We start from the raw sequence: 17,907 nt of genomic DNA, 5'->3' as shown, positions 1-17,907 counted from the left end.
AGATCGTCTTCTCGTCCAGCTCTTCTCTTGTTAAAAAGAAAGGAAATTTTATGCGCTATCCTATAGTAATACACCCAAATGAACGTTTGAAACAAAAAGCAAAACCAGTCACAATGATCACTGATGAAACAATCACTATTTTAGAAGATATGTATGAAACGATGATTGCCCACGACGGTATCGGTCTGGCAGCACCTCAAATCGGTAAAAATTTTCAGCTTGCAGTAATCGAAGTGGATGAAGAAACTGGATTGTTTGAATTGATCAATCCTGAGATCATCGAGCACAAAGGCAGCGATATCGATGTGGAAGGCTGTTTAAGTATTCCAGAAACCTATGGCACAGTCGAACGAGCAGATGAAGTCACCGTTCGTTATTTTGATCGTGAAGGAGACGAGATCGAAGTAACAGCTTATGGTTATCTTGCCAGAGCGTTTCAACATGAAATCGATCACCTGAATGGTGAACTATTTATTGATAAGATCATTGAACCGATCAAACCAGAAGATTTAGATGCATATATGGAGGAACATTTAGATGACTAAACTAATTTTTATGGGAACACCGGCATTTTCGGTACCAATTTTAGAAGGATTGATTGATAATGGCTATGAAATAAAGGCTGTGGTCACTCAACCAGATCGCCCAGTTGGACGAAAAAAAGTAATCACACCAACCCCTGTAAAAGAAGCAGCACTAAAGCATGACTTACTTGTTTTACAGCCGGAAAAAATCTCAGGTTCACCTGAAATGGAAAAAATCATCGAACTTGCGCCTGATCTTATTGTGACAGCTGCTTTCGGTCAATTTTTACCAGAAAAGATTTTAAATGTTCCTAAATTTGGCGCAGTCAATGTTCATGCGTCGTTGTTGCCGAAATACCGTGGGGGCGCCCCTGTTCATTATTCGATCATCGAAGGAGAAAAAGAAACTGGTGTCACGATAATGGAAATGGTGAAAAAAATGGATGCTGGTGATATCCTTTCGCAAAAAGCGATTCCGATCACTAAAACGGATGATGTAGGGACGATGTTTGACCGCCTAAGTGTCGTTGGAAAAGAGCTATTACTGGATACATTACCAAAATTATTAGCGAATGAAATCACGCCGATCCCACAAGATGAGAGCCAAGTGACGTTTTCGCCAAATATTACCAGAGAACAAGAACGAATTGATTGGCAGAAAACAGCGGAACAAATCGACAATCAGGTCCGTGGTATGCGTCCATGGCCAACAGCCTTCACGACATATAATGAAATCAATTGGAAATTATGGGAAGTCACGCCTTTAGAAGAAACAACTGGAGCTGCTCCTGGAACGATCATCAAACGTAGTAAAAAAGAATTATGGATCGCTTGTGGAGAAGGAACGGTTCTTTCTATAAATACGATTCAGCCGTCTGGCAAAGGAAAGCTATTCATTCAAGATTTCTTGAATGGCGTCGGTAAAACAGTTGCAGAATCAGATAAGGTGGGCTAATTGATATGGGGAAAAAAATACCAGCAAGAGTAAAGAGCTCTGTGCGTTACGTGGCATTAAGAACGATTGAACGTGTGGATAACGGAGGCGCTTATTCAAATTTATTATTAAATGAAATGATCAACAAGTCTGCTTTAGGAGAAAAAGACAGCCGTTTATTCACGGAACTTGTCTATGGTACGATCAGCCGCAAGTTGTTACTGGAATATTATTTGACACCCTTTACTACAAATCCAAAAAAAGTCGATAGTTGGGTGAAAAATTTACTTAGTCTGTCGATTTATCAGCTGGTGTTTTTGGACAAAATTCCTGATCATGCGATTATTAATGAAGCGGTGGAAATCGGAAAACACAGAGGAAATGTTGGAATCGGTAAATTTGTGAATGGTGTTCTTCGTGCATTCCAGCGTGAAGGAGCTCCTAATTTAGAGAATATCAAAGATCCTGTCGAACGTCTATCAGTGGAGATCAGTATGCCAATGTGGTTGACGGAAAAGCTGATCAAACAAATGGGAATAGAAGAAACAAAAAAATTAGGCTTATCTCTTTTTGAAAAAAGTCATGTCAGTGGACGTGTTGATACACGTGAAATCAGTATTTCTGATGCATTGAAAGAATTACAAAAAAATCATATTGAAGCCTCTGCCAGCCAAGTGTCGCCTTATGGTGTGGTTGCAGATAAAGGATTTTTAGCAGGGAATTATTTATTTGATGCTGGTAAATTGACGATTCAAGATGAAAGTTCTATGCTAGTTGCTCCGGCGATGCAGATTGAAAAAAATCACGTGGTTTTAGATGCCTGCGCTGCACCAGGAGGTAAGACTACTCATATCGCAACATTTCTTGATGCTACACAAGGTGGTCGTGTGAAGTCTTTAGATATCCATGATCATAAAATTAAATTGATCAAACAAAATGCTGAACGTATGCATGTGAAAGATGTTGTCGATACTGAAAAACTAGATGCGCGTAAAGTAGGCGAAGAATTTCCAGCAGAATATTTTGACCGTATTTTAGTAGATGCGCCATGCTCAGGATTAGGTTTGATGCGGCGTAAACCAGATATTAAATACAATAAATCAGCTCAAGATTTTGAGCAATTACCTAAAATTCAGCTAGAAATTCTAGAAAGTGTTGCCCAAACATTGAAACAATACGGTATAATGGTCTATAGCACATGTACGATTGCCGAAGAAGAAAATCAGCAAGTAGTTGCAGCATTTTTACAAAAGCATCCAGAATTTAAAAAAATCGATGTGAGTGTCAGTGAGGCAGTTCAGCCTTCTGTACAGGATCAAATGCTCACACTATACCCGCATCAATTAGGGACGGACGGATTTTTTATTTGCTGTATGCAGAAAGTTTGTTAAACGAGGTGAAGCATAGTGGAAATCAATTTTCAAACAGATGTCGGACGAAAACGTAATACCAATCAGGATTATGCTGGTTTATTTGAGAATCAGTCAGGAGTTTCTTTAGCTATTTTAGCTGATGGGATGGGTGGTCATCAAGCAGGAGATGTAGCGAGCCAAATGGCAGTCAATAACCTTGGCGAGCGATGGCAAGAAAGTCTTATCGATACATCAGAAAAAGCGGCACAGTGGTTGATCAAAGAAATTCAGGACGAAAATACAATGATTTATGAAAAAGGGCAGTCACGACCTGAATATATAGGCATGGGAACTACAATTGTTAGTGCGGTACTTTTGGATCAGTCATTTGTATTGGCAAATATTGGTGATAGTCGGGCTTATTTAGTTCGCAATAATCAATTACGGCAACTGACAGAGGATCATTCTTTAGTTAATGAATTAGTAAAATCCGGTGAAATTACGCGCGAAATGGCAGCTAATCATCCGAGAAAAAATGTTTTGACACGTTCATTAGGTATGCCTAGAATGGTAGAAGTTGATGTTGCCAATCATCTTTGGGTACCTGATGACTATATTTTGCTATGTTCAGACGGGCTGACAAATATGGTTTCAGAAGAGGATATTTTGACCATCGTACTTTCGGAAAAACCATTGAATGAAAAAGTTGAAACACTGATTGCGACAGCCAATGAAGCAGGCGGGTTGGATAATATCACGGTTTTAGTGATTCATTTTGACGAATATAAGGAGGAAAACCAATGATCGAAATCGGCAGAAAATTGAATGGTCGATATCATATTATTGGCAATATCGGTAGTGGCGGCATGGCAAACGTGTTTTTAGCGCATGACTTGATTTTGGATCGTGACGTAGCTGTCAAAGTGCTTCGTTTTGACTTTCAAAATGATCAAGCAGCTATCCGTCGTTTTCAAAGAGAAGCTTTAGCTGCTACTGAGTTGGTTCATCCCAATATCGTCAGTGTCTATGATGTAGGTGAAGAAGATGGCATGCAATACTTAGTCATGGAATATGTAAAAGGGATGGATTTAAAACGATTTATCCAGACACAATATCCAATTCCATATGCAAAAACTGTTGATATCATGGAACAAATTTTATCAGCAGTTTCACTAGCGCATGAACATAGAATCATTCATAGAGATTTAAAACCGCAAAATATTTTGATGGATGAAAGCGGCGTTGTGAAAATTACAGATTTCGGAATCGCAATTGCATTAACGGAAACATCGATTACACAAACCAATACGATGTTGGGTTCTGTTCACTACCTATCTCCTGAACAAGCACGTGGCAGTATGGCGACTAATCAATCTGACGTTTATGCAGTTGGGATCATATTATATGAGATGCTGACAGGGAATGTACCATTTGACGGTGAATCTGCTGTTACAATTGCATTGAAGCACTTCCAAGAAGAGATGCCGTCAGTTAAAACATTTGATCCTAATATTCCTCAATCGTTGGAAAATGTGGTCTTACATGCAACGGCTAAAGATCCAGCTGATCGTTATAAAACGGCAGAAGAAATGTCTCGTGATCTATATACGGTATTAGCTGCAAATCGTTTAAACGAACCTAAATGGCAACCAACAGGATTGATGGGTGAAACAAAAATTTTAACCCCGATCACAGATGATATGGCGATGCCGTCTTCTTTTAATTCGATGGAAACACCGCCTGAAGAGCGAAATGAACATGAAGAGATTGAGGCACAAGAAATTGCGAAGAAAAGAAAGAAACCATTGATCATCGTTATTATTCTCTTAGTATTAGCTTTGATCATCGGTGGCGTGTTCTTTTTGGCTGGACAAGGCAACAGTGAAGTCAAAATTCCTAATGTAGAAGACAAGACAGAATCAGAAGCGCGAAAGACACTGGAAGATGCAGGGTTGAAAGTAAAATCTGAGGTAAAACAAGTCCAAAGTGATGACGTTAAAGAAGGAAATGTGGTCAAGACTGATCCTGAGATTGGTTCTACGGTGAAGAAAAATCGCGAAGTCGAACTTTATGTAAGCTCTGGAAATAAAAAAATCAAACTAGATGATTATTCTGGAGAAGAGTATAAGGATGCTATTGCAGCATTGGGTAAACTAGGATTTAAAGAGAGTCAAATCAAAATTACGAAAGAAACAGATTCTAAAGTAGATGAAGATAAAGTCATCAGTCAAACACCAGAAGAAGGTACAGAAGTTGATCCTAAAACAGATGAAATCACTTTAGTTGTTAGTGAAGGACCAGACGATGTTTATTTAGCTGATTATGCCAGCTTAGGCTACAGTTATGAGAGTGCGGTAGCTGAATTATTAAGCTATGGAATCAAAGAAAACCAAATTTCTCGTGTCGATAAGCCAAGTGATACGGTAGCTAAAGATGTAGTGATTGGCCAAAATCCAGCAGCAGGCAATCCGTTTAACCCTAAAAAAGGGAAGATCACATTAACGGTAAGCTCTGGACCAGAAAAAACGACGGCTAGCTCTGAATCAAATACAGTTGTTTTAGGTAGTTATGCAGAAAATTATACGTATGACAATGCAGTAAATGCATTGATCAGTTTAGGAATCAAAGAAAATCAAATCTCAAGGGTCGATGAAGCTAGCGACTTGGCTAAAGGTACTGTTATTTCACAGGATCCAGGTGCTGGTGCAACGTTCGATCTTAAAAATGGGAAAATTACGTTAAAAGTGAGTACTGGACCAAGTAATGTTAGTATTCCTAACCTAATAGGACTTTCTTCAGCTGAAGCTAAGGCTCAATTAGAAAGCAGCGGCTTAAAATATAAACAAGGATCTGGGGATGCGTCAAAAGGAGAAGTAACGAGTGTATCGCCAAGTGTGGGTGACAGTGTTGGAAAAGGCACTTCAGTAACCGTTAATTTCTCAAGCACAACGGATTCGACAGGTAATGAAAATAATTAATAAATAGGATAAGAGGTTGGGACAAAAGTGTTTAACTCCGAGAAACAAGAGGGAGTTGCTTCTGCTCCCACCGTTTATTCGGATTTCTTAAGGTTAAGGTATAACTTGTATAGTTATACCTTAGCCTTTTTTTGAAGAGACGACTTTCCTAAGCCAAGCGTTTAGCTTTTATCAAACCTATGGTAAAATAGAACCAATAGAAACGAGGAGGTGGCATTTCTGAAAGGTCAAATCAGAAAAGCGTTAAGTGGTTTTTACTACATTTATACAGATGGGGCAACATTTCAAACAAGGGCCCGTGGGAATTTTCGAAATCGAAAAATCACCCCGCTAGTCGGGGATGAAGTCATGTTTGAAAGTGATAATCCAACCGATGGCTATTTGCTGGAAGTCTATCCTAGGCATAACGAGCTGGTGCGCCCGCCAGTAGCAAATGTGGATCAAGGCGTGGTTGTCATGAGTATGATCGAACCTAATTTCTCATACAATTTAATGGATCGTTTTTTAGTGACATTAGAAGATAAAGGCATTTCCCCAATCATTTATTTGACAAAAGTTGATTTGTTGAAAGGGACCGAAGCTGTACATGTAGCGGATGTCAAAACGGTTTATGGAGAAATTGGGTATCCCGTAATCGCTGCGACAAAAGCGAATGATGAAGAAGCCGTTCAGACTCTAGAACAGTATTTTCCAGAACGTTTGACTGTTTTTATGGGTCAATCAGGTGCTGGCAAATCAACCTTACTAAACAAAATCTCTCCCGATTTACAACTTGCAACCGATGAAATTTCTGAATCTTTAGGCCGAGGAAAGCACACTACTCGTCATGTAGAACTGCTTCCTTTGTATGATGGCTTAGTTGCAGATACGCCAGGCTTTAGTTCGATCGACTTTTTAGAAATGGAAGCAACAGATCTGCCTAAACAATTTCCGGAATTTGTAAAAGTCTCTTCGTCATGTAAATTCCGTGAATGTATGCATCGCAAAGAACCAGGCTGTGAAGTGAAAAAATGTGTAGAAGAAGGAACAATCGCGCAATCGCGTTATGATAATTACCTGCAATTTTTACTAGAAATAGAAAATCGTAGACCGATTTATAAGAAAAAATAAAGGAGTGACTTTCATGAAACTAGCACCATCAATTTTAAGTGCCGATTTTGCCAATCTACAAAGAGATATTCAATTAGTCGAAAAATTAGGGGCGGACTACATTCATGTGGATGTAATGGATGGTCAATTTGTGCCGAATATCACACTTGGACCTAACGTTGTTTCCGCGATCCGACCAGTGACCAAATTACCTTTGGATGTTCACTTGATGATCGTTCAACCAGAAAACTATATTGAAGCATTTGCGAAAGCTGGATCAGATATCATCACTGTCCATGCCGAATCAACGCCGCATATCCATCGTGCCGTTCAAATGATTAAAGCATCTGGTGTGAAAGCGGGTGTTGTGATCAATCCTGGGACGCCATTGTCTGCGATTGAGTATGTGTTGGATTTAGTTGATCAAGTGTTGATCATGACAGTGAATCCTGGATTTGGTGGACAATCATTTATTGAAAGTTCGTTGGATAAAATTGCGCAATTAAAAGAATGGAAAGAATCAAAAGGCTATACGTATGATATCGAAGTCGATGGAGGAATTGTTCCAGAGACAGCTAAACGTTGTAAAGAAGCGGGTGCGAATGTTTTTGTAGCAGGTTCTTATATTTATGATTCAGAAAGTCCTAAAAATCGTATTGCTGCTTTGAGAGCTGTGTTAGATTAATGAAAATTCTTCTTGTAGCAGGTGGTTCGCCTGATGAGTGGCCGCAACTAAATTCAGAGAGATTTGATTACATTGTAGGAATCGATCGAGGAAGTTTATATATTTTGGAACAGGGCTGGACGTTAGATTTAGCAGTTGGTGATTTTGATTCTTTAACGAATGATGAGAAGCAAGTAGTCCAAGAACAAGCAAAAGAAGTTGTACAGGCACAAGCCGAAAAAGATGATACGGATACGCAGCTGGCTTTGGCGCTGGTAATGAAAAAATTTCCAGAATCCAAAGTCATGATCATAGGCGCGACTGGCGGCCGACTGGATCACTTTCTAGCAAATCTATGGCTGCCTTTAGAACCAAGATTTCAAGAGTTTGCTCGGCAAATAAATGTTAAAGATCATCTAAACAGTATCAGCTATTATCTCCCTGGAAGCTATGTGGTAAAAAGAGAAACTACGATGAACTACCTAGCGTATTGTTGTTTAACGCCTGTTAAAAACCTAACTTTAATTGAAAGTAAATATCTCTTAAATCATGTGGATGTCGCAATTCCAACTTCATACGCGAGTAATGAGTTTATAGGCGAAACAGCTGGGTTTTCATTTGATACAGGAATGATTGCCGTTATTCAAAGTCGAGATGAACAATAAAAAAAGCTGAACGGCATGCCGTTCAGCTTTTTGATTACGTTCTATTAAACACGCTCGATTTTACCAGATTTCAAAGCACGAGTTGACACCCAAACTTTTTTAGGTTTACCGTCTATTAATACACGAACTTTTTGCAAGTTAGGTTTAACAGTACGTTTAGTAGCGTTCATTGCATGTGAGCGGTTATTGCCGCTGCTTGTCTTACGACCAGTAAAATAACATACTTTTGCCATTTTTAGTTTCCTCCTTTGCTTTGATCTCGGAGCGATAGTTTTCAGCTCATACTAACTTAATTTATCATAGAAAGCAGTTTTTTGCAAGAGGAATTTTAAATCAGTTTGACATTTTCCTACAAACGATGTAAATTATACAATTATTGGTAAATTCGATGAGACTCTCTATAATTATCTAGATAAGTTCCTTTTCATTAAGGTACGCCTATGTTAAAATACTATAGAAGAAAATAGGGCAATTGTGCTCTTTAAGGAGGCTTTCATCAATGGCTGTAAAAATCAAAACACCAGCAGGTACCATTGAGATTACCAATGAGGTTATCGCCACAGTTGTTGGCGGTGCTGCGACAGATATTTACGGAATCGTCGGTATGGCTAGTAAAAACCAAATCAAAGATAATTTAAATGGCATTTTGCGTAAAGAAAATTATTCTAAAGGCGTGGTCGTACGTCAAGAAGAAAATGGCGTTGCGGTCGACGTATATACTATTGTAAGTTATGGAACAAAAATTTCAGAAGTTTCTCGTAATGTGCAAGAAAAAGTAAAGTATAACCTTGAAACACTATTAGGCGTGACAGCTAATTCGGTCAACGTATTTGTGCAAGGTGTTCGTGTGTTGCCTGACTAGGTAGCCAGCTGTCAAATAGATGAACGATCATCTATTTGCAGGAATCTCAAAGGAGGATTTTTTAGGTGAATGTAACAGAAATCAGTGCAAGTCAGTTCCAAGAGATGGTTCAGGCTGGTGCGAGTCGTCTGCATGTGAATGCAGAATACGTCAACTCATTGAATGTTTTCCCTGTGCCAGATGGTGATACAGGAACAAATATGAACTTATCTATGACAAGTGGAGCGAAGGCTGTAGCCGATTCTCGTTCTGAAAAAGTCGGAGAACTTACAACAATTCTTTCAAAAGGATTGTTGATGGGCGCTAGAGGAAACTCTGGTGTTATCTTATCACAATTATTTCGTGGTTTTTCGAAGCAAATTCCAGATGTCGAGACATTGAATGCTAAAGATTTAGCAGCAGCGTTTACCCATGGAGTAGAGACTGCGTATAAAGCAGTAATGAAACCCGTAGAAGGAACAATTTTGACTGTTTCCCGTGAAGCTGCCCGTTCTGGCGAACGCAAAGCAAAAGAAACGGATGACTGTATCGAAGTGATGGAAGCTGTCGTTAAAGGTGCAAAACGTGCTTTAGCTAAAACTCCTGATCTTCTACCTGTCTTAAAAGAAGTAGGCGTGGTCGACAGTGGTGGTCAAGGTTTGTTATTTATTTATGAAGGCTTTTTAGAAGCTTTATCTGGCGAATTTTTAGCAACAGAAATCTATGAGCCAAGCCCAGGTGAGATGGATGAGATGGTCAACGCTGAACATCACCGTGGTGTTAGTGGACATGTTGCGACTGAAGATATCAAATTCGGTTACTGTACAGAAATCATGGTTCAAATCGGTGAAGGTCCAACTGTGGACAGTGATTTCGATTATGAAACATTTAGAAACTACTTGAACGAATTAGGAGATTCTTTACTTGTCGTAAACGATGATGAAATCATCAAAGTTCATGTGCATACAGAGCATCCAGGTGAAGTGATGAATTACGGTCAAAAATTCGGTTCATTAGTGAAAATCAAAGTAGACAACATGCGCTTACAACACGAAACGCTAGTTGAGCATGACGCACAAGCAGCCGTAACTAAAAAGGCACGTGTTCCTTATGCAGTTATTGCAATTGCAGCAGGAGAAGGTGTTCAAGAATTGTTCAGAAGCCTTGGTGCAAGCTATATCATCAGCGGTGGTCAAACAATGAACCCTAGTACTGAAGACATATTGAAAGCTGTTAAAGAAGTTAACGCAGATCAAGTTATTATCTTACCTAACAATAAAAATATCTTCATGGCAGCTGATCAAGCAGCAGAAGTAGCAGATATTCCAGTAGCAGTTGTTCCAACAAAAACAATCTCTCAAGGAATGACAGCGATGCTTGCTTTTAATGATCAACAAACTTTAGAAGAAAATAAAACAACCATGACAGAAATGATCGAAAGTGTAGTCAGCGGACAGGTAACAACAGCTGTACGTGACACAACAATCGACAATGTTGAAATTAAAAAAGATGACTATCTAGGCATGATCGACGGCAAAATCGTAGTATCAGAACCAGATATGTTCAACGCATCATTGGATACACTAAAACGCATGATCGATGATGAGACAGAAATCATAACGATTATTGTAGGTGTCGGTGGTACAATGAAAGAAGCTGAAAAATTTGTAGAAGCATTGACTGCTGAATATGAAGAGTTAGAGACAGAACTTCATGAAGGTGGACAGCCTGTTTATCCTTACCTGTTTTCAGCTGAATAAATTGAGAGAATCAAAAAGCCAGACACTTGTTGTTTGGCTTTTTCTATAGAAAATAAATAAATAGAGTGTAAATCACGTATCTATTAATGAGAGGAGGAAAAGTGGTGAACGTATCAGATGACATCGGTGTACTCCCGGGTGTTGGGCCAAAACGGGCGGAAAACCTAAAGGAGTTAGGCATTCAAACGATTGAGGATTTGTTATCTTATTACCCTTTTCGATATGATGATATCCAAGAAAAAGAGCTAAACGAAATTCAAGATCAAGAGAAAGTTACCTTAAAAGGGTTAGTGGTATCTGAACCTGTTGTTAGTCGTTATGGGTATAAAAAAAGTCGAATGATGTTTCGGATGATGCAAGACCATGCGGTGATCAACGTTTCCTTCTTCAATCAACCTTATTTAAAAGATAAAATCATACTGTCCGAAGAAATTGCAGTCTATGGAAAATGGGATGCTAAACGAAAATCATTGAATGGTATGAAAATTTTAGCAGCTAAAAATGATGGTGAAGATTTTGCTCCGATTTATCATGTAAATAAAAAAGTTCGTCAAAGCAGTCTGATCCAGCTTATTCGTACAGGGTTTGAAAAATACGGTGAGTTGATTACTGAAATTTTACCGGAAGATTTATTAGCGAAATATCGTTTGATGCCAAGAAAAGAAGCGATGTTGGCCATGCATTTTCCAAACGATCCAGAAGATAGTCATCAAGCAAAGCGGCGAGTCGTTTTTGAAGAATTTTTCTTATTTCAATTAAAAATGCAAGGATTGAAGAGACAAGAAAAAGCAGAAAAAAATGGATTGAGCATTCAGTATGATGTAGAACGATTAAAATCATTTACACAAAAGCTGCCTTTTGAGTTGACTACAGCTCAAAAAAAAGTAACAAATGAAATTTGTCGGGACTTAATGAGTCCGAATCATATGCAACGTTTATTACAGGGCGATGTTGGAAGTGGGAAAACAGTTGTAGCGGCAATTGCTCTTTACGCAACGATGACAGCAGGTTTTCAAGGGGCTTTAATGGTCCCGACTGAGATATTAGCACAACAGCATATGGAAAGCCTTCAACAATTGTATGATCCATTAGAAGTTCGTACAGCGTTGTTGACTGGATCGACCAAGACAAAGGAACGCCGAGAACTTCTTGAACAATTAGCGACAGGCGAAATCGATATCATCATTGGTACCCATGCGTTGATTCAAGAAGATGTCTTGTTCCATCGGCTAGGGCTAGTGATTACAGATGAACAGCATCGATTTGGTGTGAATCAACGCAGAGTCTTAAGAGAAAAAGGGTTGAAGCCTGACGTGTTATTCATGACTGCTACACCGATCCCTAGAACTTTGGCAATTACAGCTTTTGGTGAGATGGATGTCTCGATCATTGATGAAATGCCAGCTGGTCGGATTCCAATAGAAACGCGCTGGATTCGTCCGCCTCAATTAGATACAGTCTTAGAATGGATGGAAAAAGAATTGGCTCGCGGGCATCAGGCATATGTGATTTGCCCATTGATTGAAGAATCTGAGGCACTGGATGTTAAAAATGCAACAGAGATATTTGAACATATGTCGGCGTTTTTCAATCCTACTTATCAGGTCGGTTTGCTTCATGGGAAAATGAAAAATCAAGAAAAAGAAGAGATCATGCAGGAGTTCAAAGAAAATAACTTGCAGTTACTGGTTTCTACTACTGTGATCGAAGTTGGCGTAAATGTTCCCAATGCGACGGTTATGTTAATTATGGATGCGGATCGTTTTGGACTAGCACAATTACATCAGCTTCGTGGGCGTGTTGGTCGAGGTTCGGAGGCGTCTTATTGTATTTTAGTTGCAAACCCGAAGAATGAAATGGGTGTGGAGCGAATGAAAATCATGACAGAAACGAATAATGGTTTTGTGCTGAGTGAAAAGGATTTGGAATTACGAGGACCAGGTGAAGTGTTTGGCGCCAGACAATCGGGTGTGCCTCAATTTGCAGTTGGCGATATCGTAACGGATTTCAATATTCTTGAGGTTGCACGCCAAGAAGCTAGCGTTATCTGGAAAAAAGAGCAATGGTGGATTTTACCGGAATATCGTGGTATTGCTGATAAAATTAAGCCAAATGATGATGAGCAACAGTTTTTTGATTAGTGTTTGAGAAGTTACATGCGCTGAAGAGAGATGATCCGCTTTTCGTGATCTAGCTGTACGAAGCAGACCGCTCAACAAATAGATAAAATGATGAAAAGATAAAAAGCATCTTCCCATCATTTTCCTAATTGCCTTGACACACAACGAATGAAAAGAGTTGATGTAAAAAGGTACCTACTTGGTTGTTCAAGGTCTAAACGCTTCGTTCCGCTTTTCGATATGTTATACTACTTATTGTAATTTACCTAGGAGGGACTATGTTATGAAGATTGCAGTTGATGCAATGGGTGGCGATCATGCGCCACAGGCTATTGTTGAAGGCGTGATGTTGGCCAAACAGGATTTTCCAGAGATTGAGTTTTTACTTTATGGAAAAGAAGATGACATTAAAAAATATGTAACAGATGAAACGAATATTACGGTTATCCATACTGATGAAAAAATCAATAGCGATGATGAGCCAGTTAAGGCGATCCGTCGTAAGAAAACGGCGTCGATGGTATTAGCCGCACAAGCAGTAAAAAATGGTGAAGCTGATGCAATTTTTTCAGCAGGTAACACAGGTGCGTTATTAGCTGCAGGATTATTTATCGTTGGACGAATCAAAAACGTTGAACGACCAGGCTTGATGTCGACTTTGCCTGTGATTGGTCAGCCAGATGGTGGATTTGATATGTTAGATTTAGGTGCAAATGCCGATAATAAACCAGAACATCTTGTCCAATACGCTGTGTTAGGTTCATTTTATGCTGAAAAAGTTCGAAATATCGCGAAACCTCGAGTGGCTCTTTTAAATAATGGTGCCGAAGAGACTAAAGGTAGTGAGCTGACTAAAAAAGCCTTTGAATTACTTTCAGAAGAAGAAGGTATTCATTTTATCGGAAATGTCGAAGCGCGAGATTTATTAAGTGGAGCAGCAGATGTTGTTGTGACAGATGGTTTTACAGGGAATGCAGTGCTAAAATCAATTGAAGGAACAGCCTTAAATATGATGGGACTTTTAAAATCATCGATTCTTGCAGAAGGATTCAAAGGCAAGATGGGCGCATTACTTTTAAAAAATGCCTTACGTGGTATGAAAGATGAAATGGATTACTCCAAACATGGTGGAGCGGTTCTTTTTGGCTTGAAAGCGCCAGTCATCAAAACACATGGATCGACAGGACCAGAAGCCGTACGTTACACGATTCGTCAAATTCATACAATGCTGAAAACAGAGGTTGTACCTCAACTGGTTAACTATTATGAAACAAAAGAATAATTAAGTCCGCAACCTATTTGCAACTCTATTGTAATAATTTTGCAAAAAAGGATGGACAAATCAATCATTTGTGAGTACAATGTATCATAGCGTTTAACTCAATCGTGAGGAACGCTTTTCAAATGCAGTGGAGGTGAATGCAATTGACTCGTGAAGAAGTACTTGAAAAAGTAGCGAAGATTATCTCAAACCACTTTGATATTGAAGCTGAGAAAGTGACAGATCAATTAAACATTAAAGATGACTTGAACGCAGATTCAATTAGTGTAATGGAATTTGTTTTAGAGCTAGAAGATGAGTTTGGTACAGAAATTTCTGATGAAGACGCAGAGCAAATTGAAACAGTTGGTGCTGCTGTAGATTATATTATGAATAACTTATAATTAAAAACAGAGGTTAGGATAGAAGTGTATAACTTCGAGAAATAAGAGGACATTCACGAAAATTGTTCTTAAAATTTTTGTGAATTTTCTCTTATTTCCAAAGGCGTTGCTTCTGCTCTTGCCATTGATTCGGATTCCTTAAGGTTAGGATATAACTCGTAGAGTTATGTCTTAGCCTCTTTTTTAATTATTTAGAAAAATTTGCATTACCAAAATGTTGCAATTTTTACAAATATTATATACAATTGCCTAAATATGATTACAATGAGAATATAGATTATTTGGGAACGATTACAATGAGTAAGTGAATAGAAAGTATTAAAAAACGAGGTTTTTTTACTAATGTTCTTTACTGTGTTGTGTTATTTAACTGAGTATAGAGGAGTGTATTAAAGTGAGTGATGGTAATCAATTGTTAGATGTTCAACATCTGCACACAGGATTTCGTATTAAAGATGAATATTATGATGCTGTTGATGATGTGTCATTTGAATTAGGTAAGAACGAAATTTTGGCAATTGTTGGTGAGTCGGGTTGTGGAAAAAGTACTTTAGCTACAACGATAATCGGCTTACATGATGCAAATAATACTCGTGTAACGGGCGAAATTCTGTACAAAGATTTGAATTTAACTACGTTTAATGAGCAACTATATAATAAAATTCGAGGCAATGATATTGGAATGATCTTTCAAGATCCATTGTCAGCGTTGAATCCTTTGATGCGAATTGAAGATCAGATCAAAGAAAGTTTGACTTATCATACAGATATGAACGCAGAACAAAAACAAGCTCGGGTAATCGAATTATTGACACAAGTAGGTATTCCAAAACCTGAACGAGTTGGGAAGCAGTATCCTCATGAATTATCTGGAGGAATGCGTCAACGTGTAATTATTGCAATTGCTATTGCTTGTAAACCAGCAATCATTATTGCGGATGAACCAACCACAGCATTGGACGTAACGATACAAGCGCAAATTTTAGATTTACTCAAGGACTTACAAGAAGAAACGGGTTCTGGCATTATTTTGATTACTCATGATTTAGGGGTAGTAGCTGAAATGGCTGATAAGGTAGCTGTGATGTATGCCGGGCAATTTGTTGAGGTTGCGACAGCAGAAGAATTGTTTAACGATCCGAAACATCCATATACACGTTCTTTATTACAGTCGATTCCTCAAGAAAATTCAGATGATAGTCAACTGCATGTAATTGAAGGTGTCGTTCCATCATTAAGCAAGTTACCAAGAGAAGGCTGTCGTTTTGCTCCGAGAATTCCTTGGATTTCAGAGGATGCTCATGAAGCAGAACCAACATTGCATGAAGTGTCAGAGGGCCATTTTGTCCGCTGTACATGCTATCAGCATTTCCATTTTAGAGACGATCAGGAGGAAGTATAATGGCAGAAATCATTCAAATCAAAGACTTGAAAGTTCATTATCCTATCCGCAGTGGCTTCTTCAATCGAGTGACCGATCATGTGCTGGCAGTTGATGGTGTTGATTTTATTATTGAAAAAGGGAAGACATACGGTTTAGTTGGTGAATCTGGTTCTGGAAAATCAACTACAGGAAAAGCAATTATTGGCTTAGAGAAAGTAACCAATGGCAGTATTTTATATCAAGATCAAGATGTGACAAAAGCGCATAATCGCAAAGCGATGAAATACAATAAGGATGTTCAAATGATTTTTCAAGATTCAATGTCCAGTTTAAATCCTAAAAAAAGAGTGCTGGATATTATTGCTGAACCGATCCGTAATTTTGAACGATTGAGTGATCAAGAAGAAAAGAAAAAAGTCAAAGGGCTTTTAGATATTGTAGGAATGCCGGAAGATGCGTTGTATAAATATCCGCATGAATTCTCAGGTGGACAACGGCAACGTTTAGGTGTGGCCAGAGCAGTTGCAACAAATCCTAAACTGATTATTGCAGATGAGCCAGTTTCAGCTTTAGATTTATCCGTTCAAGCGCAAGTTTTGAATTTTATGAAAAATATCCAAGAAGAATATGGGTTGAGTTATTTATTCATTTCACATGACTTAGGTGTTGTAAAACATATGTGTGATAATATTGCGATCATGTATAAAGGTCGATTTGTCGAGATTGGTACGCGTCAGGACATTTACACAAACCCACAGCACATTTATACAAAACGCTTATTGTCAGCTATTCCTAAAATCGATGTTGCGCATCGTGAAGAACATAAAGCGCAGCGTCGCCAAGTAGAAAAGGAATATATCGAACATCAAAAAGATTATTATGATCAGGATGGTCGCGTGTACGATTTACGTAAGATCAGTGAAACGCATCAAGTAGCGTTAAAAGATGGGAGTGCAGTCTAATGTGGAAGACAATTTTACGGCGTATACTTTTAATGATTCCTCAAATTTTGATTTTAAGCGTCTTGATCTTCATATTGGCTAAAATGATGCCAGGTGATCCTTTTACAGGGCTAATAAATCCAAATACAGATCCTGCAGTAATTGAAAAAATGCGTGAATCAGCTGGATTGAATGATCCTTGGACAACACAATATGTACGTTGGATCGTGAATGTCTTCCATGGAGATTTTGGTGAGAGCTTTATTTTCAAGTTACCCGTTTCAACTTTGATTGGTGGTCGTGCAGTTAATACTATTTTCTTGTCTTTATTAACAGTTGTGATCATGTATGCAATTGCTTTACCACTAGGTGTTTTATCTGGACGTTATCAAAACTCTATTTTAGATAAATTTGTAGTGGTATACAACTTTATTAGCTTTGCGGTACCGCCATTTATTTTTGCACTAGTTATGCTATTTATTTTCGGGTACCGTTTAGATTGGTTTCCAACGACAGGTTCAGTCTCTAGTGGTGTTGAACCAGGAACAGCAGCTTACATCTGGGATCGTTTTTATCATTTGATTTTACCAGCGTTATCTCAGGCACTTCTTGGAACGGCAATCACGATCCAATATTTACGTAATGAAGTGATTGATTCTCAGTCGCTTGATTATGTTCGGACTGCTCGTTCAAAAGGGGTACCAACAAATAAAGTTTATACAAGACATATTTTCAGAAATGCTTCATTACCAATCGTATCTCAACTTAGCTACGAAATTACTGCTTTGATCAGTGGATCGGTAGTTATTGAAAAAATCTTTGGTTATCCAGGAATTGGGAAATTATTTATCGACTCGATCGGACAACGGGATTATGCAGTAATCACGGCCTTAGTATTGATTTTAGGAGTTGCAACGCTTGTCGGGAATTTGATTTCAGATATTGTGATGAGTCTTGTAGATCCACGGATTCGGGTTCAATAGAAAATCA

At 38.6% G+C, this 17,907-nt stretch carries 17 protein-coding genes; 16 read left to right on the top strand and 1 reads right to left on the bottom strand.

Translation table 11 applies throughout. The annotated features are described in order from the left end of the window. Positions 1-50 precede the first annotated feature (50 nt). The 8 genes from def (at position 51) to IGI43_RS09805 (ending at position 8,206) form a co-directional block, all read left to right on the top strand. On the top strand, positions 51-545 hold the full coding sequence (gene def / locus IGI43_RS09840; protein ID WP_438757619.1) for a peptide deformylase: 495 nt from the start codon (positions 51-53) through the stop codon (positions 543-545). Further along, positions 538-1,479, top strand: a complete 942-nt coding sequence (gene fmt, locus IGI43_RS09835; RefSeq protein ID WP_438757618.1) for a methionyl-tRNA formyltransferase — start codon at positions 538-540, stop codon at positions 1,477-1,479. Before def ends, fmt begins: the two co-directional genes overlap by 8 nt. 5 nt (positions 1,480-1,484) lie before the next feature. Next, positions 1,485-2,849, top strand: coding sequence for a 16S rRNA (cytosine(967)-C(5))-methyltransferase RsmB (gene rsmB / locus IGI43_RS09830; RefSeq protein WP_438757617.1), 1,365 nt, complete (start codon positions 1,485-1,487; stop codon positions 2,847-2,849). A gap of 15 nt (positions 2,850-2,864) precedes the next feature. Continuing rightward, complete coding sequence (locus IGI43_RS09825) at positions 2,865-3,614, top strand: Stp1/IreP family PP2C-type Ser/Thr phosphatase (RefSeq protein WP_438757616.1); 750 nt, start codon at positions 2,865-2,867, stop codon at positions 3,612-3,614. Then, entirely contained in the window at positions 3,611-5,788 is a 2,178-nt protein-coding gene (pknB, locus tag IGI43_RS09820; RefSeq protein ID WP_438757614.1) for a Stk1 family PASTA domain-containing Ser/Thr kinase, read from the top strand. Before IGI43_RS09825 ends, pknB begins: the two co-directional genes overlap by 4 nt. A gap of 210 nt (positions 5,789-5,998) precedes the next feature. Next, the gene (gene rsgA / locus IGI43_RS09815; RefSeq protein WP_438757613.1) at positions 5,999-6,898 is read left to right on the top strand and encodes a ribosome small subunit-dependent GTPase A; all 900 of its coding nucleotides are present in this window, start codon (positions 5,999-6,001) and stop codon (positions 6,896-6,898) included. A 13-nt stretch (positions 6,899-6,911) separates the two neighbouring features. Further along, positions 6,912-7,562 carry a ribulose-phosphate 3-epimerase gene (gene rpe / locus IGI43_RS09810; protein ID WP_438757612.1) on the top strand — a complete coding sequence of 217 codons (651 nt, stop codon included), beginning with the start codon at positions 6,912-6,914 and terminating at the stop codon, positions 7,560-7,562. Next, positions 7,562-8,206 (top strand): thiamine diphosphokinase, encoded by a 645-nt coding sequence (locus IGI43_RS09805; RefSeq protein WP_438757611.1) that lies wholly within the window; start codon positions 7,562-7,564, stop codon positions 8,204-8,206. The genes rpe and IGI43_RS09805 overlap by 1 nt, the downstream gene beginning before the upstream one ends. 44 nt (positions 8,207-8,250) lie before the next feature. Here the strand turns inward: IGI43_RS09805 and rpmB are convergent, their stop codons facing one another. Continuing rightward, positions 8,251-8,439, bottom strand: coding sequence for a 50S ribosomal protein L28 (gene rpmB / locus IGI43_RS09800; RefSeq protein WP_010761898.1), 189 nt, complete (start codon positions 8,437-8,439; stop codon positions 8,251-8,253). A 266-nt stretch (positions 8,440-8,705) separates the two neighbouring features. Here rpmB and IGI43_RS09795 point away from each other — a divergent pair, with 266 nt between their 5' ends. The 8 genes from IGI43_RS09795 (at position 8,706) to opp4B (ending at position 17,900) form a co-directional block, all read left to right on the top strand. Then, positions 8,706-9,068 carry an Asp23/Gls24 family envelope stress response protein gene (locus IGI43_RS09795; RefSeq protein WP_010761897.1) on the top strand — a complete coding sequence of 121 codons (363 nt, stop codon included), beginning with the start codon at positions 8,706-8,708 and terminating at the stop codon, positions 9,066-9,068. A gap of 65 nt (positions 9,069-9,133) precedes the next feature. Continuing rightward, positions 9,134-10,807, top strand: coding sequence for a DAK2 domain-containing protein (locus IGI43_RS09790; protein WP_438757610.1), 1,674 nt, complete (start codon positions 9,134-9,136; stop codon positions 10,805-10,807). A gap of 104 nt (positions 10,808-10,911) precedes the next feature. Further along, positions 10,912-12,948: an ATP-dependent DNA helicase RecG gene (recG, locus tag IGI43_RS09785; protein ID WP_438757609.1), complete on the top strand. Its 2,037-nt coding sequence runs from the start codon at positions 10,912-10,914 to the stop codon at positions 12,946-12,948. A gap of 262 nt (positions 12,949-13,210) precedes the next feature. Further along, entirely contained in the window at positions 13,211-14,209 is a 999-nt protein-coding gene (gene plsX, locus IGI43_RS09780; protein WP_438757608.1) for a phosphate acyltransferase PlsX, read from the top strand. Positions 14,210-14,352: 143 nt separating this feature from the next. After that, complete coding sequence (gene acpP / locus IGI43_RS09775; RefSeq protein WP_010761893.1) at positions 14,353-14,592, top strand: acyl carrier protein; 240 nt, start codon at positions 14,353-14,355, stop codon at positions 14,590-14,592. Positions 14,593-14,986: 394 nt separating this feature from the next. After that, the gene (locus IGI43_RS09770; protein ID WP_438757607.1) at positions 14,987-15,994 is read left to right on the top strand and encodes an ABC transporter ATP-binding protein; all 1,008 of its coding nucleotides are present in this window, start codon (positions 14,987-14,989) and stop codon (positions 15,992-15,994) included. Continuing rightward, positions 15,994-16,938, top strand: coding sequence for an ATP-binding cassette domain-containing protein (locus tag IGI43_RS09765; protein ID WP_438757606.1), 945 nt, complete (start codon positions 15,994-15,996; stop codon positions 16,936-16,938). Before IGI43_RS09770 ends, IGI43_RS09765 begins: the two co-directional genes overlap by 1 nt. After that, positions 16,938-17,900, top strand: coding sequence for an oligopeptide ABC transporter permease (opp4B, locus tag IGI43_RS09760; RefSeq protein ID WP_438757605.1), 963 nt, complete (start codon positions 16,938-16,940; stop codon positions 17,898-17,900). Before IGI43_RS09765 ends, opp4B begins: the two co-directional genes overlap by 1 nt. Positions 17,901-17,907 lie beyond the last annotated feature (7 nt).

The organism is Enterococcus sp. AZ126 (assembly GCF_051714545.1).
In the GTDB taxonomy this organism is placed as follows: domain Bacteria; phylum Bacillota; class Bacilli; order Lactobacillales; family Enterococcaceae; genus Enterococcus_L.
The sequence above is the reverse complement of the archived record's forward strand: the minus strand, read 5'-3'. Positions and strand labels throughout refer to the sequence as shown.

What these genes read in the sequence shown, in the direction of transcription:
- rsmB (WP_438757617.1), top strand. Translation starts at nt 1,485, where the DNA reads ATGGGGAAAAAAATACCAGCAAGAGTAAAGAGCTCTGTGCGTTACGTG.
- IGI43_RS09765 (WP_438757606.1), top strand. Translation starts at nt 15,994, where the DNA reads ATGGCAGAAATCATTCAAATCAAAGACTTGAAAGTTCATTATCCTATC.
- opp4B (WP_438757605.1), top strand. Translation starts at nt 16,938, where the DNA reads ATGTGGAAGACAATTTTACGGCGTATACTTTTAATGATTCCTCAAATT.
- IGI43_RS09805 (WP_438757611.1), top strand. Translation starts at nt 7,562, where the DNA reads ATGAAAATTCTTCTTGTAGCAGGTGGTTCGCCTGATGAGTGGCCGCAA.
- pknB (WP_438757614.1), top strand. Translation starts at nt 3,611, where the DNA reads ATGATCGAAATCGGCAGAAAATTGAATGGTCGATATCATATTATTGGC.
- IGI43_RS09795 (WP_010761897.1), top strand. Translation starts at nt 8,706, where the DNA reads ATGGCTGTAAAAATCAAAACACCAGCAGGTACCATTGAGATTACCAAT.
- rpmB (WP_010761898.1), bottom strand. Translation starts at nt 8,439, where the DNA reads ATGGCAAAAGTATGTTATTTTACTGGTCGTAAGACAAGCAGCGGCAAT.
- rpe (WP_438757612.1), top strand. Translation starts at nt 6,912, where the DNA reads ATGAAACTAGCACCATCAATTTTAAGTGCCGATTTTGCCAATCTACAA.
- def (WP_438757619.1), top strand. Translation starts at nt 51, where the DNA reads ATGCGCTATCCTATAGTAATACACCCAAATGAACGTTTGAAACAAAAA.
- plsX (WP_438757608.1), top strand. Translation starts at nt 13,211, where the DNA reads ATGAAGATTGCAGTTGATGCAATGGGTGGCGATCATGCGCCACAGGCT.
- fmt (WP_438757618.1), top strand. Translation starts at nt 538, where the DNA reads ATGACTAAACTAATTTTTATGGGAACACCGGCATTTTCGGTACCAATT.